This window comes from Mycobacterium sp. TH-M103 (genome assembly GCF_057473785.1).
This window is the reverse complement of record NZ_JBYCLG010000147.1, coordinates 1-24673: the sequence shown is the minus strand read 5'-3', so window position 1 is coordinate 24673 and position 24673 is coordinate 1. Positions and strand designations below refer to the sequence as shown.

Sequence of the window (24673 nt, the reverse complement as noted above, 5' to 3'; positions counted from 1 at the left end):
GGACATGATCAGATCCTCCAAGAGAGCTCGGAGAACCCGTCGGATGTCGTCTGATCGACACACCGATCTCTATCGCGAAGTCAGACGCAAAACAGTGGGGTGCCGACGAGTCGATTCGTGGCCGAGCGCCCGTGTATGACAACGGAATCAAGGCGGGCGTCGTGCACCACACCGCCGGGGTGAACGATTACGGCCGGCAGGATTCGGCGGCGATGGTGCGGTCGATCTACGCCTACCACACCCGCACTCTCGGCTGGCCGGACATCGCCTACAACGCCCTGGTGGACAAGTACGGGCAGGTGTTCGAGGGCCGATTCGGCGGGATGACCCGATCGGTTCACGGCACCCACACCGGCGGATTCAACCGCAACACCTGGGCCGTGTGCATGATCGGTGATTTCGACGCGGTGGGCCCCACGCCCGTTCAGGTGCGCACCGTCGGGCGCCTGCTCGGGTGGCGGCTCGCCCTGGACGGCATCGACCCGCTGGGCAGTGTCCCGCTCACCTCGGAGGGCGGTCCGTACACCCGTTTCCCTCTGGGTGCCACCGTGGGCCTGCCGACCATTTTCGCCCACCGCGACGTCAGCGATACCGACTGCCCCGGCCAGGTCGGTTATGGCTTGATGGACCAGATCCGCGACATCGCAGCGCGGTTCAACAAGCGTCCCAGCGCCGAGGAGTTGGCGCAGTCGCTGCAGGGCACCGCGATCTATGACCGCTGGCAGGAGATGGGCGGCATGAACAGCGCACTGGGCGCACCGTCGTCACCCGAATCGACCGGGATGGGCGCGACTCGCTACGTCGTCTTCCAGAAGGGGGCGGTGTACTGGTCACCGGACACCGGGGCGCAACCCGTCGCCGGCTCCATCTACACCGCTTGGGGTGCTTTGGGTTTCGAGCACAGCGCGCTGGGGCTCCCGACCAGTGCCGAAATCCAGGAGCCCGGGTGGGTCGTCCAGAATTTTCAACACGGCACGCTGAACAAGGAGCGTGGCAAGCAGGTGGTCGTCAGCGTGATCGACGGTGTTGCGCGTGCGGTGCCGTCGCCGTCGGACACCGAGCCGCCCGTGCAACTCGAGCGATTTTCGCCGATGCGCAACCGGGTTTGACGGTCGGCCCGGTGCGCGGTGACGGCCTCCGCGCAGCCGTCGAGAGTGGGAGTTTGCGGTCGGGGCATCGTCAAAGCTGTTCGCCCCCGGCCGCTGGGGCCGCTTTTTCAGCGCTGTCCCACTAGACTTACCGATGGGATCGACTGGGGTGAACGATGAGTGGTCATGTTTCCTACCGCAGGGTTTACGACGAGGTTTCGCCGTCCGACGGCGCACGCGTCCTGGTTGACCGGGTCTGGCCACGCGGCATCAAGAAGGAAGCGCTCGATCTGACCGAGTGGTTGCGTGACGTTGCGCCCTCGACCGAGCTACGCAAGTGGTATTCGCATGATCCCGGGAAGTTCGCGGAGTTCCGGCGCCGGTATGTGGCGGAATTGAAGTCGCCGGAACGGCGTACGGCTGTCGAGCACCTCAAAGCGATCGCCGACGAGACGGACGTGGTTTTGCTGACGGCCACCCGCGATGTCGAGCACAGTCAGGCGGCCGTCCTGGCGGCATGGCTCGCTGACACGCCCGGTCGCAATCGCTGATCCGCCGGTCGCGCGGTATGAGCCGGTCACCTCGATGACGCCGTGGGCGCCGCGCCCGGCATCGAGCATCACGTGTGAGACGAAGAGGTATCGGCCGGTTTGTAGGAAGGTCAGTTCGCCGAATCCGCTTCGGGCCGTGAACAAGCCGAGCATCTGGGAGTCGCCCGCGCTCCGGCGGAGCCGGTAGTCGCCCTCGGGCCAGACGGTGTCGAACTGGCCCCCTACGTGGAAGGAGCTGCCCCGATTCGGTCCGGCGGCCAGCTACCCAGATGCGCACGCGCTCGCCTACCCAGGCGGCCAGTGTCCCTGCACGGCCTCATCGCCGCGGTCGGACCGCGGCGGGGGCGCCGCCTCGTACCGGGCGTCGGATTTGTTGTCGGTCATCGGATCTCGCACAAGTTCTAGTTTATACAAATCGGATTGTGTAAACTCTAGGCCATGACATACGTGATTGGGAAGCCCTGTGTTGACGTGATGGACCGGGCCTGCGTGGAGGAATGCCCGGTCGACTGCATCTACGAGGGCGGTCGGGCCCTCTACATCCATCCCGACGAATGTGTGGACTGCGGGGCGTGCGAACCGGTCTGCCCCGTCCAGGCGATCTACTACGAGGACGACCTGCCCGCGGAGCTGCAGCCCTACCAGGCCGACAACGCGGCGTTCTTCTCCGAAACCCTGCCCGGCCGGGACGAGCCCGTCGGATCACCCGGCGGGGCGGCCAAGATGGGTCCGCTCGGCGTCGACACACCGCTGGTGGCCGGCCTGCCCAGGCAGGACGCGCCGGGAGCGTGAACACGGTCGGTATGTCAGCCGATGGGCAGCCCGATCGCCGTCGTGACGTGCTGCGCGTATTGAAGGCGGCGCCCGGCCCGATGAGCATCAACGCGATCGCCGAAGTGCTGGACGTGCATCCGAACACCGCCCGCCTCCACCTCGACACGCTGGTGAGCGACGGCCGGGTGGAACATGTCGAGCCCGACGTCAATCGACCCGGACGACCGGCCCTGATGTTCCGTGCCATCGCGCAGATGGACCGCGGCGGACCGCGCCGTTACCGGCTGCTCGCCGAGATACTCGCGGCGGGCCTCGCCGCCGGTGACGCCCCGGGCGCCAAGGCGCACGCCGCGGGCCGTGCGTGGGGGACGCAGCTGAAAGGCTCGGTGCCGCAGGGAGGAAGGACGGGCGTAAACGAATCGGTCGAACAGCTCGTCGGCGTTCTCGACGAGCTCGGATTCGCGCCCGAGCGTCGCGGCGAGTGGAAGATCGGCTTGCGGCACTGTCCCTTCCTCGAACTCGCCGAGGCCCGGGCCGAGATCGTGTGTCCCGTTCACCTCGGCCTCATGCAAGGAGTGGTGGAGAGCCCGGCGGGGCTGGTGGCCGTCGACCGACTGGACGCGTTCGTCGAACCGGATCTGTGCCTAGCCCACCTGACCCCGCAGGCAGATTCCAGATGAGCAGCCAACCATCGATCGTCGTCGCCGTGGCCTTCGTGTGGCTGGGCATGGTGCTCGCCATCTCGTTTCTGGAAGCACCGCTGAAGTTCCGCGCACCCAACGTGACGACGCAGATCGGCCTGGGGATCGGGCGCCTGGTGTTCCGCGCGCTCAACAGCATCGAGGTCGTTTTCGCAATCCTGATCGCGGCGGTCGTCGTGCCTAGTCCGCCGCCGGCGGGCGCAACCGCGGCAATCGCGACCGCCTGCGCGATGCTCGCCATCCAGTTGATCGCGGTGCGCCCCTTCCTGACCCGACGTTCCGACAAGGTTCTCGCCGGTCGGGACGCACCCCGCTCCCGCGGCCACTACGCGTACATCGGTCTGGAGGTGGCCAAGGCGGTCGCCCTGGCGGTTGCGGGGACGCTGCTGCTGGCGCTTTGAACCGACACCCCGCCTACAACTCGCAGCGCTCGTGCGGATCCGGGTCATAGCAGGTCAAGGTCCCGTAGGGGCAGTGCGGAAGCGCGCTCACGCCGGCTTTCCGCCACCCCTTGCGGAGCAGGTTGCGTGCCAGAAAGCGTGCCGCCGTCCGGCCCTGCGCCGCGTTGTATTCCGGGCCGGAATGCTCGATGCCGTAGTAGGCGTCGTAGATGTCGTCGGCGAGGCGGTCGATTAGCTCCCTCACTTCCGGTGGCGTGCTCATCCCTCAAGGGTTCCCTGTCGGGCGCCCACGGAATCGTGCAGGGGGGTGCGCCGGCCTCCACGTCGACCTGGTATGAGTGGCGGTCAGTCGAGCGTCGCCCAGAACCGGGTCAGAGCCGCCGCTCCGCGCGCCGGGTCTTCCAACATCCACCAATGTCCCAGCCCGTCGAGCACTTCGGTCCGGGCGCCGGCCCGTTCGGCCGCTCGCCGCCGGATCGCCTCCGAGCCCACATGGTGGTCCTCGGTGGCAAGGATCGACAAGCCCGGCCGGGCCGCCGCGTTGCCGAGCCCACGTCCCGCTTCGGCCAGCGCCGGCTGGCGCGCCGAACGGTACGGCAGCAGGATCGCCCGGCCCACCTCCGGCGCCTGCGCCGCGGCGATCGCGGTCGCGACGCCCGAGGGGATGCCGAGTGCGGCCATCCGGGCGGCCCGGTCCTCGACCGTCCCGTCCAGCATGGTGTCCACCAGCCGCTCGCCGTCGCCGGGTGTCTGCCACACCCGGGCCATGTCATGCCACACGTAGTCGGGGTCGAACACCCCGACGATGTCGCTCGCCCAACTCCGCACCAATTCGGGGCGGTGCATCACCAGGTTCACGACGTGGCCACCACCCCAGTCATGCCCCACGAGATCAACCGGTCCGCCGAACTTGTCCAGCTCGACCTCGAGCCAGTCACGGTAGGCCAGGTAGGTCGTCGGGCAGCGGCGCACCGAACCCGGGCTGCGACAGTCGCACTACATCGGTGCGCCCGAGGGGCCTCGGCCAGCGGGCCCCAGATCGCGTCGGTCTGCGGGTTGCCGTGCACCAAAACTACCGTCGTGGCCAGATATTGTCAGACTTTCACCGTCAGCGGCCAGACGTTCCAGATTTCGTCGCAGTACTCGGCGATGGCGCGGTCCGAGGAGAACTTGCCGCTGCGCGCGGTGTTCAGGATGGACATCCTGGTCCACGCCCCCCGGTCCTGCCAATCCGCGCTCACCCGCTCCTGGCAGTCGACGTAGGAGCGGTAGTCGGCGCACACCAGGAACGGGTCGTCGTGGCGGAGGTAGTCCACCACCGGCCGGAACACCTCGGTGTCGCCGCGCGAGAACGCCCCCGCGGCAATCAGATCGAGCACCGTGCGCAGCTCCTCGTCGCCGTCGATGTAGTCGGCCGGGCGGTATCGTCCGCCTTGACCGCCTGCACCTCCCGTTCCGTCAGGCCGAACAGGAAGAAGTTCTCCGGCCCGGCCTCCTCGCGGATCTCGACGTTCGCCCCGTCGAGCGTGCCGATGGTCAGTGCGCCGTTGATCATGAACTTCATGTTCCCGGTGCCCGAGGCCTCCTTGCCCGCGGTGGAGATCTGCTCGGACAGGTCGGCGGCCGGGTAGATCAGGTGCGCGTTCTGCACGTTGAAATTCGGCACGAACGCCACCTCGAGGAACCGGTTGACCTCCGGGTCGGCGTTGACGGTCTCCCCAATGGCGTTGATCAGCTTGATGATTCGCTTGGCCATGAAATAGCCCGGAGCGGCCTTGCCGCCGAACACGGACGCCCGCGGCGGAATCGACAGCCCTGGGTCGCACTTGAGCCGGTGGTAGAGCGCGACGATGTGCAGGACGTTGAGGTGCTGGCGCTTGTACTCGTGGATGCGCTTGACCTGGACGTCGAACATCCAGTCCGGGTTCAGCTCGACACCGGCCACCGAGCCGACGTAGGTGGCCAGGCGGGCCTTGTTCGCGCGTTTGATGTCGCGCCACTGCTGACGGAAGGTGGCGTCGTCGACGAACGGCTCCAGTCCGCGCAGCCGGGACAGATCACTCAGCCAGCCCTCACCGATCTTGCGGTCCAACAGCTCCCGCAGCCCGGGGTTGGCCAGCGCGAGGAAGCGGCGCGGCGTCACCCCGTTCGTCTTGTTGCTGAACCGCTCCGGCCAAAGCTCGTAGAAGTCTTTCAGCACACTGGTTTTCAGCAGGTCAGAGTGCAGCGCGGCGACGCCGTTGATGGCGTGGCTGCCCACGGTCGCCAGGTGCGCCATCCGGACGCTCTTGCCGTCGTCCTCGCCGATCAGCGACATCCGGCGCAGCCGGTCCGCGTCGCCGGGGAACCGCGTGCGCACCTCGTCGAGAAAGCGGTGGTTGATCTCGTAGACGATCTCGAGGTGGCGCGGCAGCGACTCGGCGAACATCGCCAGGGGCCAGGTCTCCAGCGCCTCGGGAAGCAGGGTGTGGTTGGTGTAGCCGAACGTCGCGACCGTGATGCCCCACGCGTCGTCCCAGTCGAGATGGCGCTCGTCGACGAGCAGCCGCATCAGCTCGGCGACCGCGATCGATGGATGGGTGTCGTTGAGCTGCAAGGCAAACCGCTGGGGGAGCTCGCGGACGGACACGTCGGCGATCTCCTCCATCAGGTCCAGCACTCGCTGCAGCGAGCAGGACACGAAGAAGTACTGCTGCAGCAGGCGCAGCCGCTTGCCCACGTCCGGCTCGTCGTTGGGGTAGAGGACCTTGGTGACCGTCTCCGAGGTTATCTCGTCCTCGACCGCCTTGTAGTAGTCGCCGGTGTTGAAGGCTTCCAGCGCAAAGGATTTGACGGCGCGCGCGCTCCACAGCGTCAGCACGTTGCAGGTGTTGACGCCGTAGCCCTGGATCGGAGTGTCGTAGGCGACGCCCTTGAGCACCCGTCCCGGCACCCACCGCACGCGGTCGTGGCCGGCCTCGTCGCTGTAGTACTCGGCGTAGCCGCCCCACTTCACCAGATAGTTGATGTCGGGTTTGGCGATCTCCCAGGGGTTTCCGTTGTCGATCCAGTTGTCGGTCTGCTCGACCTGCCAGCCGTCGCGAATCTCCTGGTCGAAGATGCCGAACTCGTAGCGGATGCCGTAGCCGATCGCCGGACGTTCGAGGGTGGCCAGCGAGTCCAGGTAGCACGCGGCGAGCCGGCCGAGGCCGCCGTTGCCCAGCCCGGGTCCCTCCGCGCAGGCCAGCACCGTGTCCAGGTTCTGGCCCATCGCCGCCAGCGCGGTCCATAGCGCCATAGCGGCGGGCGAGAGGTCAGCGGTGTCGCACACCCCCTCGAACATTTGCCCGACGTTCGGCCGGCTGGCTTCCAGCACCTGCGACAGCAGCTGACCTCTATCCCCGAAGTATTACAACAGCTTTCGCTTGCTCATCCCTATCGCCTCGGCCAGCGGGGCTAGCGACAGATCGTTGACGCCGCGCTCCTGGAGCTGCTCGACCACGGATTCGAGCAGGGCTTGCCGCTTATGCGGGTCGGGCGTTCGGGACACCCCTTGATTGTATCGACCGGAACAACCACGCTTAATACTCTTACCTATCGGTACATTTGAATAGTTGTTTGGAGAGGTTCAACCATGAAGGGAAAGATCGCTCTCGAAGAGCACTGGGAGTCCGCCGAGTTTCCGGCCACCGGAGAACATGACTTCACCGCCACCGAGTATTTCGCCGATGTGCAGCGCCGGCTGCGGGAGGTGGATCGGCGTGTCGAGGACATGGACCGCAACGGGATCGCCATCGATATCCTGTCGTTGACGCAGCCCGGCATCGAGGGAATCACCAACACCAAGCTGGCGGTCGATACGGCGAAGAAGATGAACGACTTCGCCGCCGAGAACCTGGTCGCGAAATACCCGGACCGGTTGCGGGCCTTTGCCGCCCTGCCGCTACAGGACCCGGAGAAGGCTGCCGACGAACTCGAACGCGCTGTTCGTGACCTGGGGTTTGTCGGCGCACTGATCAACGGCTATAGCAACATCGGCGACGAGGACACCGCGCAGTATCTCGACGAACCGCAAGTGGAGCCGTTCTGGGCCAAGCTCACCGAGCTCGACGTGCCGGTTTACCTGCACCCCCGTATCCCACTGCCCAGCCAGCAACGGATCTATCAGGGGTATGAGGGGCTGCTGGGCTCCGCGTGGGGGTTCGGTGTGGAGACCGCCACCCACGCGCTGCGGTTGATTCTCAGCGGCCTTTTCGACCGGCATCCGACCGCCCAGGTGATCCTCGGGCATCTCGGTGAGGCGCTCCCATTCACCTTGCACCGGGTCACTCACCGGTTGCGTCACCAACGCCGGGAGACCCACGGACCGCACGAGCTGCCGCCGCTGGACTACCTGCCGCGCAATTTTTATCTCACCACCAGCGGGGTCTTCCGGACCCAAACGCTGCTCGACACCCTCCTCGAAGTCGGGGCCGACCGGATTCTCTTCTCCGTCGACTATCCCTACGAGACCATGGACGACATCGCCCCCTGGTTCGACGACACCCCGATCAGCGAACCCGATCGCATCAAAATCGGGCGAGACAACTCCGAGAAGCTCTTCAAGCTGACTTCGCACGCCTCAACTAAAAAGGTTTCGGTAATACAGTGACTCATGGTCATAAAGGAAGTCCGGTGTGGGCGAGGAAGGCGAAACACAGGTCGTAGTTGGAGTCGATGCGATCCAGCCCGGATTCGGCCGCGGGACACGACCCCGTTTTTTCCATGGCGACCGACGTGGCGTCGGCGAGCGCCTGGCGCAGCGCAACCTCTCGTTCGCTCGGCCGGTGCGTTTCCGCCCAGTAGTTGCCGATCGCCCCGATGGGGTCGAGCCTGCGGATGGGAACCATCACCCCAGTCGGATGGCCCAGGCTACCTCATCGCGTTGTGCCGGTGGCAATTTCGCTGTGCGCGAATACGGCGGTCAGTGGGCACCGGAGAGGTTCAGCGTGACGACCCCGGCGATGATAAGGCCGACCCCGACGACCTTGGCGGCCGACAGGGGAGAGCCGAGGAACAGGACGGCGATCAGCACGATCGCGGCCGTCCCGATCGCCGACCACAGCGCGTAGGCCACGTCCGTCTGCATACCCCGCGAGATGGACAGCGCCAGCAGCGCGAACGCCACCGCGTACCCGGCCAGGCACGCCACGGTGGGCCAGGGCCGGCTGAAGCCCTCGGTGCTCTTGAGCAGGCTGGTCGCCGCCACCTCGGCGAAGATCGCGCAGATGAGGAGCAGATAGCTCACGTCGCCTCCCGGTGTACGAACCCCCTGTAGGTGTACACGACGGGGGCGTGCGGGCGGTCGCCCGCCGCGCGTGGCGTAGCTACGTGTCGGTGACGTCGGGGACCGCGCGCAGTGGTGGCCGTACGCCCCGCGTGAGGCCGAAGCCCACGTGCGGGTCTGCGACGTCCGCGAGGATCCGGTAGGCGTCGGCGTACTGAACCGCGAGTGTGACCAGCCGCATCCACGTGACCGGGTCGTTGCGGGTGGCTCCGAAATCGAAACCGAACCGCGGGCCGTCGAGCACGAATCGGACGTGGCCGGCGAAGGCGTCGGCCGACACCGTCAGCAGCGCGGGACCCGCCTCGATGCGGTATTCCTCGTGCAGGCCCAGTGCGCGTCCCGGCTCCGGTGTGGGGCCCGCATCGACGAGGTAGTCGCAATCGGCGAGCGCGGCGAAGACGGCCCCCGCCGAGACCCGGTAAAGGGCGCCGAATTCGATGGTGGACCGGGCGGCGGTGCGCAACGAGAAGACGATCACGATGGGCGAACGATGATCATGGGGGTTGCTCTCCTCTGCGCCGCTGCCGTCCCGACGGCTCGATCCGGAGGCCCGGAGTCTACGGGCGCGCGGCCCCGTGCGCGGCCCGGGCGGGCGATGATTTCGCCGGGAGCCACATGCGTTTCGCCGGGTGGATAGGGCGTGGCGGCGACCCCGGCGCACACGGCCGGGGTCGACACGCCGGCCGCACTTTGCCGGCACCGCCGATAATGGCATTCTCTAGATCGGAGAAGCCGTTTTCGGGCGGCTGGAGGAGGTCGAGAATGAACGCCGGCCAACGGTGTGACGGGATGGTGGCGCTGGTCACCGGGAGCAGTCGCGGGCTGGGCAAGGCGATCGCCGCGCGACTGGCTGCGCGGGGTGCCACGGTCGCGCTGACCGCCCGCACCATGGACCCCGACCCCAAGTACCAGGGATCGCTGCGCCAGACCCGCGACGAGATCGCGGCCGCCGGCGGCCGCGCGGTGGCGATCCAGGCCGACCTGTCCCAGTCCGGCGAACGCGAACGCCTCTACGCCGAGGTGCACGACACCGTCGGCGCCCCGGACATCCTCGTCAACAACGCCGCCGTGACCTTCCTGCGGCCCCTCGACGAATTCCCCGAGAAGCGGGTGCGGCTGATGATGGAGATGCACGTCCTGGGACCGCTGCACCTGTGCCAGCTGGCGATCCCCGCGATGCGCGAGCGCGGACGGGGCTGGATCCTGAATCTGACCTCGGTGGGCGGCGACCTGCCACCGGGGCCGCCGTTCTCCGAGTTCGACCGCAGCGCCGGCTTCGGTGTCTACGGGACGGCCAAGGCCGCCCTCAACCGGCTGACCAAAAGCCTTGCCGCCGAACTGTACGACGACGGCATCGCCGTCAACGCCGCCGCCCCGTCCGACCCGGTGGCGACACCGGGGGCCGGCGCCCTCGACCTGGCCAAGGCCGACACCGAGGACATCGAGCTGATCACCGAGACCGCCTTCCGGTTGTGCACCGGCGATCCGAAAACCCTGACCGGCCGCATCGCGCACACCCAGTCGTTCCTCGCCGAGGCCGGCTGGACCCAGCCCGCCGTTTGAATGGCCGAACTGGACCTCGACGAGCTGCGCGGGCGCCTCGCCCGCGCCGGCGTCGGCGACGTCCATCCACTCGCCGGGGGCGCCTCCAGCCTCACCTTCGCCGCCGCGATGGGCGGCCGGCCCGTGGTGGTCAAGGTTGCCCCGCCGGGCGTCGAGGCGATCGGGCACCGCGACGTGCTGCGGCAGGCGCGCGTCATCAAAGCGCTTGCGGAAAGCGATTTTCCGGTGCCCGCCGTGGTGTGGGAGGACCCCGGCAGCCCGCCGCTGTTCGTGATGTCGCGCATCGACGGCGAGTGCGTGGAGCCGTTGTTCGACGGTTGCCCACCGGATGCCGACCTGGCCGACCGGTACCGCAACGCCTGCCGCGTCATGGCCGCCCTGCACCGTCTCTCGCCGGCCGCGCTGGGGCTGGGCGACGAACCGGTCGTCGACCCGGCCGCCGAAGTCCGGCGCTGGTGCGACACCCTGGGCACCGTCGACCCGGCGCTGGTGCCCGGGTGGCAGGACGTGCGCGACGCGCTGTTGGGTTGTGCGCCGGAAGTCATGGGGCCCAGCGTGATTCACGGAGACTTCCGGCTGGGCAACCTGATGGCCGCCGGGGCCCGCATCGACGCGGTGATCGACTGGGAGATCTGGTCGATCGGCGACCCGCGCATCGATGCGGGCTGGTTTCTGATCAACTGCGATCCGGACACCTATCGTCGCGTTTCACGCGGCGATGTCGCCCCACCGGTCGCCGAGCTGACCGCGATCTACCGCGACCGGCTGGGCCGCGAGGTCGGCGACCTGGACTGGTTCACCGCCCTGGCGTGCTTCAAGTCGGCGGCCACGTGGTCGCTGATCGTCAAGCACAACCGCCGCAGGCGTTCGCCGCGGGCCGACCTGGAAGCCATGGCGGCGGCCCTGCCCCGGCTGCTGCAGCGCGCCCGGACGATTCTGGGCCGCTAGCTCGCGAGGGTGCGCGAAATGCCACGGTGCAGCGGCGTGTCGCGTCCAGACACGCACGCTCGCGCTGGGGCGGCTACGCGCGCGGAATGCCGGCCAGCTTGTCGGCGAACTTCGCCTCCGCGGCCGCACGCAGCCGCAGCAGATGCTCGGAGGGGAACAGGTCGGGAGCGGGCTGCCGGTCTTTGAGCAGCTGGCGCGCCAGCGTCACCTTGTGCACCTCGGTGGGGCCGTCGGCCAGGCCGAGCACGAAGGACTCCACCAGGTACTGCACGAAGGGCATCTCGTGGCTGGTGCCCAGCGATCCGTGCAGCTGCAGCGCCCGCGCCGATACGTCGTGCAGCACCTTCTGCATCATCGCCTTGACCGCGGAGATGTCGGCCCGCACCGCCTGGTAATCGTTGAACTGGTCGATCTTCCAAGCGGTTTGCAGCGTCAGCAACCGGAACGCCTCGATCTCCATCCACGAGTCGGCGACCATCTCCTGGACGAGCTGCTTGTTGGCCAGCACCTCGCCCTGGGTGTAGCGCGACACCGCCCGCTCGCAGATCATGTCGAAGATCCGCCGCACCAAGCCGACCGTGCGCATGGCGTGGTGAATACGCCCGCCGCCCAGGCGGGTCTGGGCGACCACGAACGCGCCGCCGCGCGGGCCCAGCATGTGGTCTCCCGGCACGCGGACGTTCTCGTAGCGGACGTAACCCTCGCGCCCGCCGCCACCCAGCGGCTGATAGCCGAGCCCGACGTCGCGCAGCACGTTGATGCCCGGGGTGTCGCCCGGCACGACGAACATCGAGCAGCGCTGGTACGGCGGCGCGTCGGGGTCGGTCATCGCCATCACGATGAGAAACGACGCCATCGACGCGAACGAGGAATACCACTTCTCCCCGTTGATGATCCAGTTATCACCATCGGGCACGGCGGTGGTGCGGAACACCTTCGGGTCGGCGCCGCCCTGCGGCTCGGTCATGGAGAAACAGGACACGATGCGGTTGTCCAGCAGCGGCTCGAGGTAGCGCGCCTTGAGCTCGGGTGTGCCGTAGTGCGCGAGGATCTCGCTGTTGCCCGAATCGGGTGCCTGGGAGCCGAACACGATCGGCGCGCACTCCGAGCGGCCCAGGATCTCGTTGAGCAGCGCCAGCTTCACCTGCCCGTAGCCGGGACCGCCCAGGTGCGGCCCGAGGTGCGTGGCCCACAGCCCACGCTCCTTGACGATCTCCTGCAGCGGCGGGATCAGTGCCTGACGCACCGGGTCGTTGAGGTCGTGGGACTCCTTGACGATCAGGTCGATCGGTTCGCACTCCTCGCGCACGAAGTCCTCGACCCATTTCAGTTGCGCCGCCCACTCCGGGTCGGTGGAGAAGTCCCACGCCATCTATCGTTCCTTCCGGTTGCTCTGGGCCACCACGCCGGCATCGACGAGGGCAGTGACGGCCTCGGGGTCCAATCCCAGTTCGCGTAGCAGCGCACGCGTGTGATCGCCGGGCAGCGACGGGGCGCCGGGCGCCGCGGGCGGGGTGCGCGAGAAGCGTGGCGCCGGCGCGGGCTGGGTGACGCCGTCCACGTCGACGAATGTCCCGCGCGCGGCCAGGTGCGGGTGATGCGGTGCCTCGGACAGCGAAAGCACCGGTGTCGCACAGCATCCCGGTGAGTCGAGGATGCGCTCCCACTCGTCGCGGGTCTTCTCGGCGAAGCGCGCGGCCAGCGCCGCGCGGTGCGCCGACCAGGTCGACGGTGCGTCGTCGTCGTGGGGAACGCCGACGCCGAGCCGCTCGCACAGCTCGGCGTAGAACTTGGGTTCCATCGCGCCCACAGCGACGTGACGGCCGTCGGCGGTGACGTAGACGCCGTAGAAGTGGGCGGCGCCGTCGAGCAGGTTGTCCTGGCGGCGGTCGCGCCAGGTGCCGGTGGGCACCATCCCGAAGTAGGGCGCCAGCAGCGTGGCCACGCCGTCGACCATGGCCACGTCGAGCACCTGACCCGCTCCGGACTCGCGGGCCTCCAGGATCGCGCTCAAAAGGCCGACCGCCAGCAGCATCCCGCCGCCGCCGTAGTCGCCGACCAGATTCAGCGGCGGCACCGGCGATTCGGCGGTGCCGATCCCGTGTAGCGCGCCGGCCAGGGCGATGTAGTTGATGTCGTGGCCCGCGTGCCCGGACAGGGGTCCGTCCTGCCCGTATCCCGTCATGCGGGCATACACCAGCCGGGGGTTGCGTCCCAGCAACGCGTCCGGCCCGATGCCCAGCCGCTCGGCGACCCCCGGCCGGTACACGTCGACGAACGCGTCGGCGCCGGCTACCAGACGGTGCACCAGGTCGCGGCCGCGGGGGTCTTTGACGTCGGCGGCCAGCGACCGCTGGCCGCGCCGGACCGTGTAGTCGATCGGCAACGGGCCGTCCACGCCCGCGACGGGGTCCACGCGGACCACGTCGGCGCCCAAGTCGCCCAACAGCATCCCGCAGAACGGCGCGGGCCCCAGCCCGCCCATCATCACGATGCGCAGGCCCCGCAGCGGGCCGCTCATGTGGTCCACTTCGCGCGGCGGTCGGCCGCCTCGTCGGTGGCGTGGGCGAGGACCTGGTTGCGGTTCTCCAGCTCCAGCGCGGCGGACAGGCTCGCCGCGTCGGTGTTGACCTGCAGCGCGCGCTTGGTCAGCCGCACGCCCAGCGGGGGGAGACCGGCGATCAGGGTGGCCAGTTCCACGGCCCGCTCGAGCAGCCGGTCGGGTTCGACCACCTCGCTGACCAGGCCGCGCCGGTCGGCTTCGGCGGCCGGAATCGTGCGCCCGGTCAGCATCCAGTCGGCGGCCACGCTGGTGCCCACGATGCGGGGCAGGTGGTAGCTCATGCCCATCTCGGCGCCCGAGAGCCCCAGCAGGATCGCGGCGTTGCCGAACGACGCCGCGGTCGAACAGATCCGGATGTCGGCGGCCAGGCACAACGCGAAGCCCGCGCCGACACAGGGACCGTTGACCGCGGCGACGACGGGTTGCGGCAGTCCGCGGATCGCCTCCGCCAGTGCGGTCATGCGTTCCTGGAAACGCAACCGGTCCAGCGCGGGCGCGGAGGCCTCCGGCATGGCGGGCCCGAAGTCGCGCATGTCGATTCCCGCGCAGAAACCGCGGCCGGCGCCGGTGAGCACGACGGCCCGCGCGGAGTCCTCGCCGGCCAGATCGGCCAGCACGTCGCGCAATTCGGTCTGCATGGCCTCGTTGACGGCGTTGAGGCACCGCGGCCGGTTCAGGCGGACGACGACGACCCCGCCGCGGGGCCGGTCGAGCTCCAGGGTGCTCATGCGCGTTCGATGATCGTCGCGGTGCCCATGCCGCCGCCGGTGCACATGGTCACCAGACCCGTTGCCAGATCCCGGCGTTCGAGCTCGTCGAGCAGGGTGCCCAGCAGCATCGCGCCGGTGGCGCCGATCGGGTGGCCCAGGGCGATGGCGCCGCCGTTGACGTTGACCCGCTCGGGGTCGATGTCGAGGTCGCGCATCGTCTTGAGCGGGACCGCGGCGAAGGCCTCGTTGATCTCCCACAGGTCGATGTCGGCCACGCTCATGCCGGCGCGGGCCAGGCAGCGCTGCGCGGCGGGCCCGGGCGCGGTGAGCATGATGACGGGCTCGCTGCCGACCGCGGCCGTGGCGCGGATCTGTGCACGCGATGAAACCCTTTGTGCCTGAATCCATTTCGCGGAGGCGAGCAGCACCGCCGCGGCGCCGTCGACGACCCCCGACGAGTTGCCCGCATGGTGGACGTGCTCGACGCGGTCGATGCCCGGGTAGCGGCGCAGGCAGATCTCGTCGAAGGTCAACCGCTCGCCCTCGGCACGGGCCGCGCCCATCGCGGCGAAGGCGGGCTGCAGGCGCGCCAGCGTCTCGGCGGTGGTCCCGGGGCGCGGATGCTCGTCGCATTCGACGCAGCCGTCGGGGGTGGTAACCCCGACCAGGGATCGCTCGAACCGGCCGTCGTCGACCGCCGCGGCGGCCCGGTGCTGGCTGCGCGCCGCATAGGCGTCGACGTCGTCGCGGCCGAACCCTTCGAGGGTGGCGATGAGGTCGGCCGAAATTCCCTGCGGGACGGTCGGGTAACGCTTACGAAAGTCGGGGTTGCCGCCGTCGATCGTCGGGATCCCGGCCGCGACGCCCCAACGGGACATCGACTCGACGCCGCCGGCGACCATCAGGTCCTCGCTGCCGGCCGCGATCGCCGACGCCGCGACGGTGACCGCCTGCTGCCCCGACCCGCAGAACCGGTTCAGCGTCATCCCCGGCACGGTCTCGGGCCAGCCGGCCAGCAGCACCGACAGGCGCGCGATGTCGTCGGTGTGGTCCCCGCTGAGGATGCCGTTGCCGGCGATGACGTCGTCGACGTCGGCCGGGTCGAAACCGGTGCGCTCGGCCAGTGCGGTCAGGCAGCGGGCGAACAGGGCCTGCGGGTGTACGGCGTGCAACGCCCCGTCGGGGCGGCCGCGGCCGCGCGGTGTGCGTACCGCGTCGAGGATCCAGGCGTCGATGTCGGGCTCCAATCTTCCTCAGCCGATCGTAATGTGTCTCTCAAGTGAGGAGAATAGTCTTCTCCGGAAAGGGGAAGCCATTCTCGGCGCTACCCGCTGCCCGCCGCGCAAGCCGCCGGCAACCGCTTTCCGCGGATCTTGCTGGATCGTGGACGAAGGCCGTCGCGTCCTCTATGGTCCGTCCCAAGCAGCTGTTCGGCGCCGTGAGAGGAACACGCAGTGAGGACGCTCGAAGGCGTTCTGGCCGGCCATCCGTTCTTCGACGGAATGGACCCGCGTTACCTGGAGCTGGCGGTCGGCTGCGCGTCGAACATGCGCTTCGACGCCGGGGAGCTGATCTGCCGTGAAGGCCACCCGGCCGACCACTTCCACCTCATCCGCGCCGGCCGGATCGCACTCGAAATCGCCGTGCTGGGCCGCGGTGGCCTGACGATCCAGACGCTCGGGGCCGGTGACATCCTCGGATGGTCGTGGTTGGTGCCGCCCTACACCTGGCGGTTCGATGTGCGCGCGGCGGAGACGACCCGCGCGATCGTCTTCGACGGTAAATGCCTGCGCGAGAAGTGCGAACAGGATCACGAACTCGGATACGAGCTGCAGAAGCGTGTGATCGCGGTACTCGGACAGCATCTCGACGCGACGAGGTTTCGGCTCCTGGACCTCTACGGGGATGCGCTGGACTGAGGGGCCGGACCGTCGCCAACGTAGTAACCCAGTCACCTCTGTCGACTTGTCGCTGTTCGATCTGAACCTGTACGAAAAGCATTCGCGCGGATCGCTTTTCGGATCGTCGAACCCCGGGAGCGGCATCCCGCGCATGCTCGACCTCCACCGCGCCGGACGGCTCAAGCTCGGCGAGCTCGTCACCCGCGAGTACACCCTCGAGGAGATCGACACCGGCTACGCCGACCTGCACGCCGGGGTGAACCTGCGCGGGCTCATCCGGTTCTGAGTTGCGGGCGAGCTCCTCACGCGCGGCCGACGCGCTCCAAGTCGACGCCTCTGGTCTCGATCCTGAACAGGAATGTCACCGCGGCGCCCGTCAGGAACGCGCCGACCAGGATCCAGAGCAGGGCGGCGGTGCCGATGGAGTCGAGCAGCATGGGGAACAGGAACGCGGCCGTGACCGCGGCAACCTTGGCGAAGGACGCGGCGAACCCCGCGCCCTTGCCGCGCAAGCCCGTCGGGAAAACCTCGCCGGCCACCAGGTAGGTCATCGAATTGGGACCCAGGTTCGACATGAAGTAGAACAGCGTGAAGCCGGTCAAGAGCAGTGCCATGTCGTGGCCGCCGCCCTGCCGGATCGACAGCGCGGCCAGCGCCAGGCCCGCCGCGCAGCCCAGAAAACCGAGGATCTCCAGCCGCATGCGCCCCGCCCTGTCCACCACCACGATGGCGGTCACGACGCCGAGGACGAACAACGCATCCATCAGCGCCGAACCCTTGATCCCCAGGATGTCGTTGTGGACGGTGCCGGGCAGCGTGTGTGCCTGCGATTTCTTGCCGATGAGCGCGGCCAGGATCGTGGGCGTGAAGATGCCGATGCCGTAGACACCGAGATCCTGCAGGAACCACGGAACCGAAGCGAGGACGGTTGCCCGGCGGTTGCCCGCGGTGAACAGCGCCCGGTAGCCGCTTTCCGGCTTGGCGTCGGTCGCGCCGCCCGGGCGGCGCAGCGACACCTGCTGCGGGTACTGCGGGTCGCGCTTCAGCAACTCGCGGGTGGCCTTCTCGGCGTCGGCTGTCCGGCCCCGCGACAACAGCCACTGCGGGCTGTCGGTGACGGAGAGCCGACCGGCGATGACCAGGACCGCCGGCACGATCGCGACGCCGTACATCCACCGCCACGCCGTGACGTCCGGGTTCTGGTAGAGGATCACGAAGCCGACTCCCGTGCCGACGAGCGCGCCCACGGCCTGGAACGCGAACGCGCTCAACACCAGCTGGCCGCGCCGCGACGACGGAGTGCTTTCGGCGATGACCATGTGCGCGGTCGGGTAGTCGCAGCCCAGGGCCAGCCCGGCGCCGAACAGGAAGACCACCAGCAGCACGAAGTTGGGTGACATGGTCAACGCCACCAGGAACACCGAGAAGATGACCATCTCCACGACGAACATGCGCTTGCGCCCGTACCTGTCGGCCAGGCCACCCAGGGCGCTGGCCCCGACCAGGATGCCCGCCAGTGAGGCCGCGGTAACGAAGCCCTGGTCCGAGGCGGCCAGGTGGAACTCGATCGAGATCAGCGGCAGGGCCACCCCGGTCATGAAGACCACCATGCCCTCGAAGAACTTTCCCGCCGAAGCGAGCGCCCATATCCGCAGCTGCATCGAGGTCATCGGCGTGGCGGGCGTCTCGGTGCCATCCGGCCACCGCGGCCTTTCGTCGATGTACTCCTGTACGGATCTGGCCTGAGAAGCATTGTGCGTCAAGGTGTTTCGTCGCCTTTTCCGGTCAGTTGGCCAAGGCCCGCCCGCCCACCGCCGAAGCCGGCCTGCCCCTCACCCGGCGGGACCGCTCACCCACGCGGGCTCGTCGAACGGTCGGGCACGGCGCACCGGGTTCCCGGTGCGGACGACGGCGCCATCCATGAGCACTTCCCGCGCGGTCGCGGGGGTAAACGGCGGTGGCCTCAGCCCTCGAACGCGGGGCCGTCGAAGCGTTCGCGGGTGACGAACTCCGCGACCGGCCGGCGGCGCAGCATGGTCGGCCGGCGGGTGGGTTTGCCCAGCGGCACGAGCGCGGCGACCGCGTGCGTGTCGGGGATGCCCAGCAACGCTCGGACCCGGTCCTCGGCCGCGATGGCCATCGTGGTGATCGTGCCGCCGTAGCCCTCGCTGCGGGCGGCCAGCAGGATGTTCCACACCAGCGGGTAGACCGAGGCCCCGCCGGCGATGCCGACGCGGTCCAGGTCCTGGTCGAGGGCGGCGAGAACGCCCAGGTCGACGGAGACGACCAGCAGGACCGGCGCGTTCGCCAGCGGCGCGACGAACGTGTCGGGAATCTCGGTCGCCTCGATGACGTCCCGGGGCACACCGCTGGGGTGCAGCGGGTTCCACGGGCTCTCGCCCGCCGTGAGCTGGGCGAAGTAGCGGCGGGCGGCGGGAGCGCCCAGCTCGGCGAGCCGGCGACGGGTCTGGGGGTCGCGCACCACGGTGATGTGTGCGCCCTGACGGTTGCCCCCGCTGGGGGCGAACCGGGCGTTCGCGTAGGTGATCACAGCCCTAACGAGAGAGGAACGACCGATGATCGAATGCGTATACTGCACCGTGCCGACCGATAACCCGTCTGGTGTCTGCAGGTTCTGCGCCGACTACAAGCCACCTACCGCACCAAACGACCCGGCCCAGGAGATAGTCGGAATCGCTGACGCCGCAAACGAGCTGGCGATCAGCGAGAGTCTTCTCATCAGTATGCTGGCCGACTCTGGCCTTCTCCTGGTGATTCCCGGCACCGAGGATGAACGGTGCGGGGAGGTGACGAGAGTGCCCGAGCTTGGGGTCCCCCTGCCGTTGCATGTGGATGGTTGCGGGTGCCGATTTATCGCCAGCCCACACCCCGACATTGCGCTGAGGGGCGATGAGGTGCCGAGGTGAGCCAAACGTGGACACCCAAGGTCGAGATAGAGAACACCGTGGACCAGCTCTACGCGTGCGGAGATTGGGATCACCACCTGCTAGTGCGCCGGGGGCCGCTCTCGTTGGATACGGATGCCTCGTGGCGGCAGGTCATGGCAGAGGTACAGGAGCACAACATGGTGCCTGTCTGTGAGGCTCTTTTGCCCGCCGGCTCCCGCGTCCCGTTCGACGTGCGTGCCACGCTGTATATGACCCCCCAGCTCAAGTTCTACTTCAGCGACAGCAGAGAGGGTCGGGCACTGGTAGAGGCTGTGGCGAACGCAGTAATGGGCAGCGATTTCGGCGATGCGGCGTGGCAGTGGATTGCCCGACAACAGTGATGTTTCTGGTGTGATGATTGCCACATGTTGGGCGGAAAGCGTCAAGTTCGCCCTACTACAGTATGAAGGGGTACATCGGAACCAAACTAGAAAAGTCGAATGTACTACAGTATGAAGGGGTACAAGCCCTCAACGTGAAGGGCCTGCCCGATCCTGTACGGGTTTCTAAGCCCATAGGCCCAGGTCAGGCCGCTGAAGCGGCACCGACACCCCGCGAGGCGGTTTTCTTTCTCTTGCCGCTCCCGGTGTTCCCTCACCCGGTAGACGCGGCACGGGTCACGGCATAGGCCGTGGACCCCGGAGGACCGTCCCCCTCGTGCGGTCCTCCCCAGCTTCGGCGGCACGGCTCCCGGTAGCACCGGGGGCCTCAACGGGCACAGCTTTCGCTGTAGCCACGATGCCCGCCTAGCCCCAAGCGCAGCATCTCCGATGCAAGCGCCAGCTTCCCGCTGGGCTTAACTCCCCCAGCGTGGATAGGGAGCGACGTTGATACGTCGCAGAGTTGTAGGGACTCTCGCCCTCCGGTTGCTGCCGTTCCCAGCAGCCGGGGGGCTCCCCCTTTTTCGGACTTTGCAATGAAGAAACGGCAGCGTCTGTGGCGCTGTCTCTTATCCACCCCGGCGGTCAGAGGCTGCCAACCGCTTGACAGCGAAGCTGTCTGCGCCAAGCGCAGCGGCTCTGCCGCAAGCGCCGGAAGTGATCGGAGATCACCGCCATGACCAAGTGCAAGCACGGCCACGCCATCCGTGGCCCCCAGGATCGGCTGCCCAACCGGACGTGCCGGCAGTGCAACCGGATCGCGTCCCGCGAATGCCAACGACGCTACCGTGCTGCTTACGCTGCGATCCGCGAGCACAAGCTAGAAACCTTGATAGCCGGCTAGACCGGCTGAGAGGCCCACAAAGCGACGAACGGTCGCTCCCCTATACATTCCCCTACCCCGTAGGGGTAAACGGCTCTGAGCGAAGCTCAGCGCCTCTGAGGCCCCTCCCACAGGGATGGGCCGTGCCCTCAGCAACGATCTGAGGGCTATTCAGCCGGTGCGGCCAGGAGCCGTTACCCACCACACCACAACCAGGAGGGTTGGTATGTCGATGAACATCAAACCGGGCAAGGATATGCCGCTGGAATCACTGCCCGATAGCTGGCAGAGGCACATCCTGCGGCTACGCCAGGAATCTTCGAGGCACCGCGCTCAGCGCAACGCAGCCCGCGAGGAGGCTGACAGGCTCCGCGCCGAGCTGGCCGAGTTGAAGGCCGGCCGCTGATGCGCTGCAAGTGTGGCGACCCCGCGACTATCGGGCGCCGGTGCCGGGACTGCCACGAGGCTAGAACCGCCCCGAAGATACAGGCACCGCCACACCACAAGCTCGACACCGGCAACCACCGGTGCTTTCGGTGCGGCAGCTACTACAAGTGCCCGAGTTGGTGCCGGACGAGGTGGAACAGGTGAGCACCGTTACGTTCGATGCACGTTGGAACCCGAAGCGCGGCGAGGTCACCTACCGAATCGGCAAGCAAGGCACCTCCGCGTTTCTGCTGCTCGGTGCCGACGACATAGCCGAGCTACGCAACCGGATCGACCAGGCCACCAAGGGCACTGACTATGTCCGGGCTACCTAAGCTACCCAGGCACCTATGGGACGCCGCGAACAGCGCCATCGACCACAGAGACGACCTCTGGGGCCTCGGCAAGATGATCGCGTGGGAGATGTGTTCCCAGGGGTACACCGAGGACGAGTGCGCGGACTGGTTGATCGACCAGTCCCCGCTGCGGGGCAACTACACGGCTAGGCAATTCGAGTACCAACTGCGCCGTGCGGTCACGGCGGGGTACGAGTCGTTCGACCCAGCCCGGAGGATGGGGCAGGCGCAAGAGCCTATTGACCCGCAGGCTTTCCAACGCCTGCTGGCCGAGGTCGAGGCGGCCAAGTTCAAACGCGACAAGCGGTACTGGGTCGCGTTGGTGCAACACGCCATCAACCACGGGGTCAACCCGGTGTACTGCTCGTGCAGGAAGCTAGCCGAGGTTGCCGGGTTTACCTCGGCTACAGCCCACATCAAGGCCAACGAGGCAATGCAGCGCATGGCCCGCACCGTCCAGCCTGGTGGGCTGGCCGTGGCGGTCAGCATGGAAGGGAACGGAGAGCAGTCACGTCTGTGGACGCTCAACCCTGAGTGGCAAAGAGGGTACGTAAATAGCATGCATGATACTTACGTACCCCTTTCTGATTCTGAGGTCGAAGCGAAGCGCCAACGCGCGGAGCGTCGGCTGGCCCTGAAAGCAGAGCGGGAGCATTACGACCGCCTGTACGAGCTTCGTATGCGGTACTTCGCGTGGGAAGCGAAGCGTCACCTCGGCATCAACTGGGACAAGGCCCCCTCACTTGATCCGTTTGAGGAGGCACCCGTGACCGACGTTGTGAACCCCTTCGCTGGACCGAAGATCGACCTGGACGCCATCGCGCCGAGCCGCTCCCTCGAAGAGTGGCCGGACCCGGATCTGTCGCTGACACCCGCGATGGTTGCGTTCCTCTCCGACGACGGACCCCCGCAAGGCTCATAGCACTACAACCGAATACAAACGGCCCGCCGACGGACTTCGTAGGCGGGTCTCTACGTCTCACGAGGGAGATAACGATGGACCCACTGCACGACCCCGCTAGGCAGCCCGAGGGCTGATGACCACGTTCGAGGACTACGCAGCCCGCACCGTGGCGTACAACGCCGCCATCGAAGCGGCGGGGGATCTGCCTTGGTTCCGCTGCCCCGAGAAGCTCGCGAAGTTGGAGCGCCACATACCAGGCATCACCGCCATGACCGAAGACGAACGCCGCCGCGCGTTGTTCAACCACCACCGAGGAGACCGCAGAGCATGACCGTAGAGACACCGATTCCCGAGGCTGAGAGCCACACAGAGCCAACAGAATCCCCCGAGGGGGTAGAGACACCGGAGGGTGGCAACGAAGACCGTCCGATGCCACGAGAGCAGCGATACCGCATGGAGCTTCGTGCTGCCGAGGCCGAACGTGATTCTCTGGCCTCGCGGGTCGCTGACCTTCAAACCAGGGAGCTTCACCGGCTGGCGGGCGAGCACCTGGCCGCACCCGAGGACATCGCCATGTCCGGTAAATCCCTGGCGGACTTCCTGACCCCCGAGGGCTGGGTAGACCACGAGGCCGTAGCCGAAGCTGCGGCAGCGGTCATCGAGTCCCGGCCCGGCCTGGCCAAGAACCAGCGTGCGGTGGACCTGTCACAGGGCACCGGCAACGGACGACCCGGTAAGGGGCAGCCGTCGTTGGCCGACGTTTTCCGGGTGTAACCCGATTCAAAAAGACTTGGTAGCTGCATAGCTGTCTGTGATGGCGGCAGTAACCACGTAAGCGACTGTGTCGCAGCGGGTCCGATCAGGTGATCGGGCCTTTTTTGTTCGCACACAACAACTCTCACAAGGGAGAAACAAATGGCAGTAACCGACTCTGGTCTTCAGAGGGCATGGACCCCCGAGGACTACGGCAAAGAGCTTGACGTCGTTCTCGAAGCGAAGTCCATCGCGTTCCGCGCCGGCACCGTCGTCCGCACCAGCAACCAGCAGATCCGGTTCCCGCTGCTGACAGCGGACCCGGCTGTTGCCTGGGTGCCCGAGAACACCCAGATCAGCCTCACTGACCCGACGACCGATGAGCTGGTCGTGGTCCCGAGTGCTGTTAAGGGTTTGACCCAGATCAGCAACGAGGCAGCCCAGGACACCACCCCGGCTGTTGCTAAGCAGATCGCTATGGCGCTGGCCCGGTCCATCGCCAAGAAGATCGATGCGGCGTTCTTCGGGAACACCGTCAGCAACGGACCCTCGGGGTTGCAGTCGTTGACGGGGGTCAACGTCGTGGACACCGGTACCGTGACGTTCACCTCTGCCGACCCGTTCCACGACGCGAAGGCAGCGGCGCTGGCGGACAACGCCGAGCTGACTGTGTTCCTGTTGGCTCCTGACGTGGCGCTGTCGCTGTCGAAGGCGAAGCAGCTCACCTCGGGCTCCAACGTCGGCCTGTTCAACGCCAACGGCGTTACCGATGGCCTGACCATCGCGGGTGTGCCGGTTCTGGTGAGCACCGACGTCGCAGCGGGCAACGCCTGGGGCATCGACGGTACGCAGGTCATGGTTGTCCAGCGCACCGGGACCACGGTCGCACAGTCGACCGATGCGGCGTTCGATTACGACGCCGTTCAGGTCCGAGCGACCGCTCGTGTTGGGTTCGGGTTCGCTAACCCCGCTGGTGTCGTGCGCCTGTACGACGCGGCGTGATCTAACCCCTACGGGTCACGGCGTAGCCGTGGCCCTTTGAGGGAGCCATCTCCGATGACTCCCAACGGGGACAACTGAATAACGACGCGAAGGCCCCCAGGCCAAGAAACCTGGGGGCTTTTGCTATGCCCACCAAACGAGAGAGGGAGTCAGTACCCCGCATGACCGAGACTGACCCGCCCGGCGACTTTCGGACACCGCCTTGACTATTGTTGAGGCCGAGCCGAATTGGAGTCGCAAGTATGGAACGTCGCCGGTTCTCTGCCGGGTTCAAAGCCAGCATTGCACTGGAGGTGATCGAGCATTCCCGCGCGATTGCTGATATTGCACGTGAAAATAACGTGTCGGAACAGTCTGTCTCACGATGGGTCCGCCAGTATAAGGAGGAACATCCCGAGATTGGCGATAAGTTGACTGAATCAGAAATGGACGAGTTGCGTCGGCTGCGACGACGCGTGAAATCACTGGAACAGGAGGTCGAATTCCTGGGAAAAGCTACCGCCTTCTTCGCGAAGAAACAGCAACCGTAGACGTTTACGCAGCTATTTCCGCTGAAGAAGGCAACTATTCGGTGAC

The 24673-nt window shown here is 67.3% G+C and carries 26 protein-coding genes and 6 pseudogenes; 18 read left to right on the top strand and 14 right to left on the bottom strand.

Annotated elements, in window-relative coordinates:
• Positions 1 to 92: 92 nt before the first annotated feature.
• Both AC2VOR_RS08210 and AC2VOR_RS08205 read left to right on the top strand, forming a co-directional pair.
• Positions 93 to 1109 (top strand): annotated as a pseudogene (locus tag AC2VOR_RS08210) (N-acetylmuramoyl-L-alanine amidase); the annotation flags it as partial.
• 155 nt (positions 1110 to 1264) lie between these two features.
• Complete coding sequence (locus tag AC2VOR_RS08205; RefSeq protein ID WP_369739697.1) at positions 1265 to 1639, top strand: DUF488 domain-containing protein; 375 nt, start codon at positions 1265 to 1267, stop codon at positions 1637 to 1639.
• Between the two features lie 24 nt (positions 1640 to 1663).
• Here AC2VOR_RS08205 and AC2VOR_RS08200 read toward each other — a convergent pair.
• Positions 1664 to 1940, bottom strand: a pseudogene (locus AC2VOR_RS08200) (cupredoxin domain-containing protein); the annotation flags it as partial.
• Between the two features lie 137 nt (positions 1941 to 2077).
• Here AC2VOR_RS08200 and fdxA point away from each other — a divergent pair.
• The 3 genes from fdxA to AC2VOR_RS08185 are packed head-to-tail and all read left to right on the top strand — an operon-like array spanning position 2078 to position 3515.
• Positions 2078 to 2431 (top strand): ferredoxin, encoded by a 354-nt coding sequence (gene fdxA, locus AC2VOR_RS08195; protein WP_486963563.1) that lies wholly within the window; start codon positions 2078 to 2080, stop codon positions 2429 to 2431.
• A gap of 11 nt (positions 2432 to 2442) precedes the next feature.
• Positions 2443 to 3093, top strand: coding sequence for a helix-turn-helix transcriptional regulator (locus AC2VOR_RS08190; RefSeq protein WP_486963564.1), 651 nt, complete (start codon positions 2443 to 2445; stop codon positions 3091 to 3093).
• Complete coding sequence (locus tag AC2VOR_RS08185; protein WP_369739695.1) at positions 3090 to 3515, top strand: hypothetical protein; 426 nt, start codon at positions 3090 to 3092, stop codon at positions 3513 to 3515. The genes AC2VOR_RS08190 and AC2VOR_RS08185 overlap by 4 nt, the downstream gene beginning before the upstream one ends.
• Before the next feature lie 13 nt (positions 3516 to 3528).
• On the opposite strand, the gene AC2VOR_RS08180 is transcribed toward AC2VOR_RS08185, so the two are convergent.
• The 4 genes and pseudogenes from AC2VOR_RS08180 to AC2VOR_RS08165 form a co-directional block, all read right to left on the bottom strand.
• Positions 3529 to 3759, bottom strand: coding sequence for a hypothetical protein (locus AC2VOR_RS08180; protein WP_369739694.1), 231 nt, complete (start codon positions 3757 to 3759; stop codon positions 3529 to 3531).
• Between the two features lie 101 nt (positions 3760 to 3860).
• Positions 3861 to 4603: pseudogene (locus AC2VOR_RS08175) on the bottom strand (alpha/beta fold hydrolase).
• A gap of 6 nt (positions 4604 to 4609) precedes the next feature.
• Positions 4610 to 6777: pseudogene (locus AC2VOR_RS08170) on the bottom strand (glycogen/starch/alpha-glucan phosphorylase); the annotation flags it as partial.
• Positions 6778 to 6903: 126 nt separating this feature from the next.
• Positions 6904 to 7044, bottom strand: a complete 141-nt coding sequence (locus AC2VOR_RS08165; protein ID WP_369739693.1) for a hypothetical protein — start codon at positions 7042 to 7044, stop codon at positions 6904 to 6906.
• Positions 7045 to 7128: 84 nt separating this feature from the next.
• Here AC2VOR_RS08165 and AC2VOR_RS08160 point away from each other — a divergent pair, with 84 nt between their 5' ends.
• Positions 7129 to 8145: an amidohydrolase family protein gene (locus AC2VOR_RS08160; protein WP_486963562.1), complete on the top strand. Its 1017-nt coding sequence runs from the start codon at positions 7129 to 7131 to the stop codon at positions 8143 to 8145.
• A 109-nt stretch (positions 8146 to 8254) separates the two neighbouring features.
• Here the strand turns inward: AC2VOR_RS08160 and AC2VOR_RS08155 are convergent.
• The 3 genes and pseudogenes from AC2VOR_RS08155 to AC2VOR_RS08145 form a co-directional block, all read right to left on the bottom strand.
• Positions 8255 to 8386: pseudogene (locus AC2VOR_RS08155) on the bottom strand (diguanylate cyclase); the annotation flags it as partial.
• A gap of 71 nt (positions 8387 to 8457) precedes the next feature.
• Complete coding sequence (locus AC2VOR_RS08150; RefSeq protein WP_369739692.1) at positions 8458 to 8781, bottom strand: DMT family transporter; 324 nt, start codon at positions 8779 to 8781, stop codon at positions 8458 to 8460.
• Positions 8782 to 8860: 79 nt separating this feature from the next.
• Entirely contained in the window at positions 8861 to 9298 is a 438-nt protein-coding gene (locus tag AC2VOR_RS08145) for a hypothetical protein (RefSeq protein ID WP_369739691.1), read from the bottom strand.
• A gap of 284 nt (positions 9299 to 9582) precedes the next feature.
• On the opposite strand from AC2VOR_RS08145, the gene AC2VOR_RS08140 reads away from it, so the two are divergent.
• Together AC2VOR_RS08140 and AC2VOR_RS08135 are read left to right on the top strand one after the other, a co-directional pair.
• The gene (locus AC2VOR_RS08140; protein ID WP_369739690.1) at positions 9583 to 10383 is read left to right on the top strand and encodes an SDR family NAD(P)-dependent oxidoreductase; all 801 of its coding nucleotides are present in this window, start codon (positions 9583 to 9585) and stop codon (positions 10381 to 10383) included.
• Positions 10384 to 11331: a phosphotransferase family protein gene (locus tag AC2VOR_RS08135; protein WP_369739689.1), complete on the top strand. Its 948-nt coding sequence runs from the start codon at positions 10384 to 10386 to the stop codon at positions 11329 to 11331.
• Positions 11332 to 11404: 73 nt separating this feature from the next.
• Here AC2VOR_RS08135 and AC2VOR_RS08130 read toward each other — a convergent pair whose 3' ends face one another.
• From AC2VOR_RS08130 to AC2VOR_RS08115, 4 genes are read right to left on the bottom strand one after another with little or no spacing between them, the layout of a single operon-like run.
• Positions 11405 to 12703 (bottom strand): acyl-CoA dehydrogenase family protein, encoded by a 1299-nt coding sequence (locus tag AC2VOR_RS08130; RefSeq protein WP_369739688.1) that lies wholly within the window; start codon positions 12701 to 12703, stop codon positions 11405 to 11407.
• Positions 12704 to 13852: a CaiB/BaiF CoA transferase family protein gene (locus AC2VOR_RS08125; RefSeq protein ID WP_369739687.1), complete on the bottom strand. Its 1149-nt coding sequence runs from the start codon at positions 13850 to 13852 to the stop codon at positions 12704 to 12706.
• Entirely contained in the window at positions 13849 to 14622 is a 774-nt protein-coding gene (locus AC2VOR_RS08120) for an enoyl-CoA hydratase/isomerase family protein (protein WP_369739686.1), read from the bottom strand. Before AC2VOR_RS08120 ends, AC2VOR_RS08125 begins: the two co-directional genes overlap by 4 nt.
• Positions 14619 to 15827, bottom strand: coding sequence for an acetyl-CoA C-acetyltransferase (locus tag AC2VOR_RS08115; RefSeq protein ID WP_369741693.1), 1209 nt, complete (start codon positions 15825 to 15827; stop codon positions 14619 to 14621). Before AC2VOR_RS08115 ends, AC2VOR_RS08120 begins: the two co-directional genes overlap by 4 nt.
• 231 nt (positions 15828 to 16058) lie before the next feature.
• Between AC2VOR_RS08115 and AC2VOR_RS08110 the strand changes: the two genes are divergently transcribed.
• Both AC2VOR_RS08110 and AC2VOR_RS08105 read left to right on the top strand, forming a co-directional pair.
• Entirely contained in the window at positions 16059 to 16523 is a 465-nt protein-coding gene (locus AC2VOR_RS08110) for a cyclic nucleotide-binding domain-containing protein (RefSeq protein WP_369739685.1), read from the top strand.
• A gap of 133 nt (positions 16524 to 16656) precedes the next feature.
• Entirely contained in the window at positions 16657 to 16791 is a 135-nt protein-coding gene (locus AC2VOR_RS08105) for a hypothetical protein (RefSeq protein WP_486963561.1), read from the top strand.
• 16 nt (positions 16792 to 16807) lie between these two features.
• Here the strand turns inward: AC2VOR_RS08105 and AC2VOR_RS08100 are convergent, their stop codons facing one another.
• Together AC2VOR_RS08100 and AC2VOR_RS08095 are read right to left on the bottom strand one after the other, a co-directional pair.
• Complete coding sequence (locus tag AC2VOR_RS08100) at positions 16808 to 18166, bottom strand: MFS transporter (RefSeq protein WP_486963560.1); 1359 nt, start codon at positions 18164 to 18166, stop codon at positions 16808 to 16810.
• A 302-nt stretch (positions 18167 to 18468) separates the two neighbouring features.
• Positions 18469 to 19056: a nitroreductase family protein gene (locus AC2VOR_RS08095; protein WP_486963559.1), complete on the bottom strand. Its 588-nt coding sequence runs from the start codon at positions 19054 to 19056 to the stop codon at positions 18469 to 18471.
• A 372-nt stretch (positions 19057 to 19428) separates the two neighbouring features.
• On the opposite strand from AC2VOR_RS08095, the gene AC2VOR_RS08090 reads away from it, so the two are divergent.
• From AC2VOR_RS08090 to AC2VOR_RS08055, 8 genes and pseudogenes are all read left to right on the top strand, one after another.
• Positions 19429 to 19794 carry a hypothetical protein gene (locus AC2VOR_RS08090; protein WP_486963558.1) on the top strand — a complete coding sequence of 122 codons (366 nt, stop codon included), beginning with the start codon at positions 19429 to 19431 and terminating at the stop codon, positions 19792 to 19794.
• Positions 19795 to 20882: 1088 nt separating this feature from the next.
• Complete coding sequence (locus AC2VOR_RS08085; RefSeq protein ID WP_486963557.1) at positions 20883 to 21062, top strand: hypothetical protein; 180 nt, start codon at positions 20883 to 20885, stop codon at positions 21060 to 21062.
• A gap of 181 nt (positions 21063 to 21243) precedes the next feature.
• Positions 21244 to 21417, top strand: a complete 174-nt coding sequence (locus AC2VOR_RS08080) for a hypothetical protein (protein ID WP_486963556.1) — start codon at positions 21244 to 21246, stop codon at positions 21415 to 21417.
• Complete coding sequence (locus AC2VOR_RS08075) at positions 21401 to 22360, top strand: hypothetical protein (RefSeq protein WP_486963555.1); 960 nt, start codon at positions 21401 to 21403, stop codon at positions 22358 to 22360. Before AC2VOR_RS08080 ends, AC2VOR_RS08075 begins: the two co-directional genes overlap by 17 nt.
• A gap of 115 nt (positions 22361 to 22475) precedes the next feature.
• Positions 22476 to 22673 (top strand): hypothetical protein, encoded by a 198-nt coding sequence (locus AC2VOR_RS08070; RefSeq protein ID WP_486963554.1) that lies wholly within the window; start codon positions 22476 to 22478, stop codon positions 22671 to 22673.
• Positions 22674 to 22795: 122 nt separating this feature from the next.
• On the top strand, positions 22796 to 23116 hold the full coding sequence (locus AC2VOR_RS08065; protein WP_486963553.1) for a hypothetical protein: 321 nt from the start codon (positions 22796 to 22798) through the stop codon (positions 23114 to 23116).
• Between the two features lie 138 nt (positions 23117 to 23254).
• Positions 23255 to 24097 (top strand): annotated as a pseudogene (locus AC2VOR_RS08060) (phage major capsid protein); the annotation flags it as partial.
• A 242-nt stretch (positions 24098 to 24339) separates the two neighbouring features.
• On the top strand, positions 24340 to 24627 hold the full coding sequence (locus AC2VOR_RS08055; RefSeq protein ID WP_249763148.1) for a transposase: 288 nt from the start codon (positions 24340 to 24342) through the stop codon (positions 24625 to 24627).
• Positions 24628 to 24673: the final 46 nt, after the last annotated feature.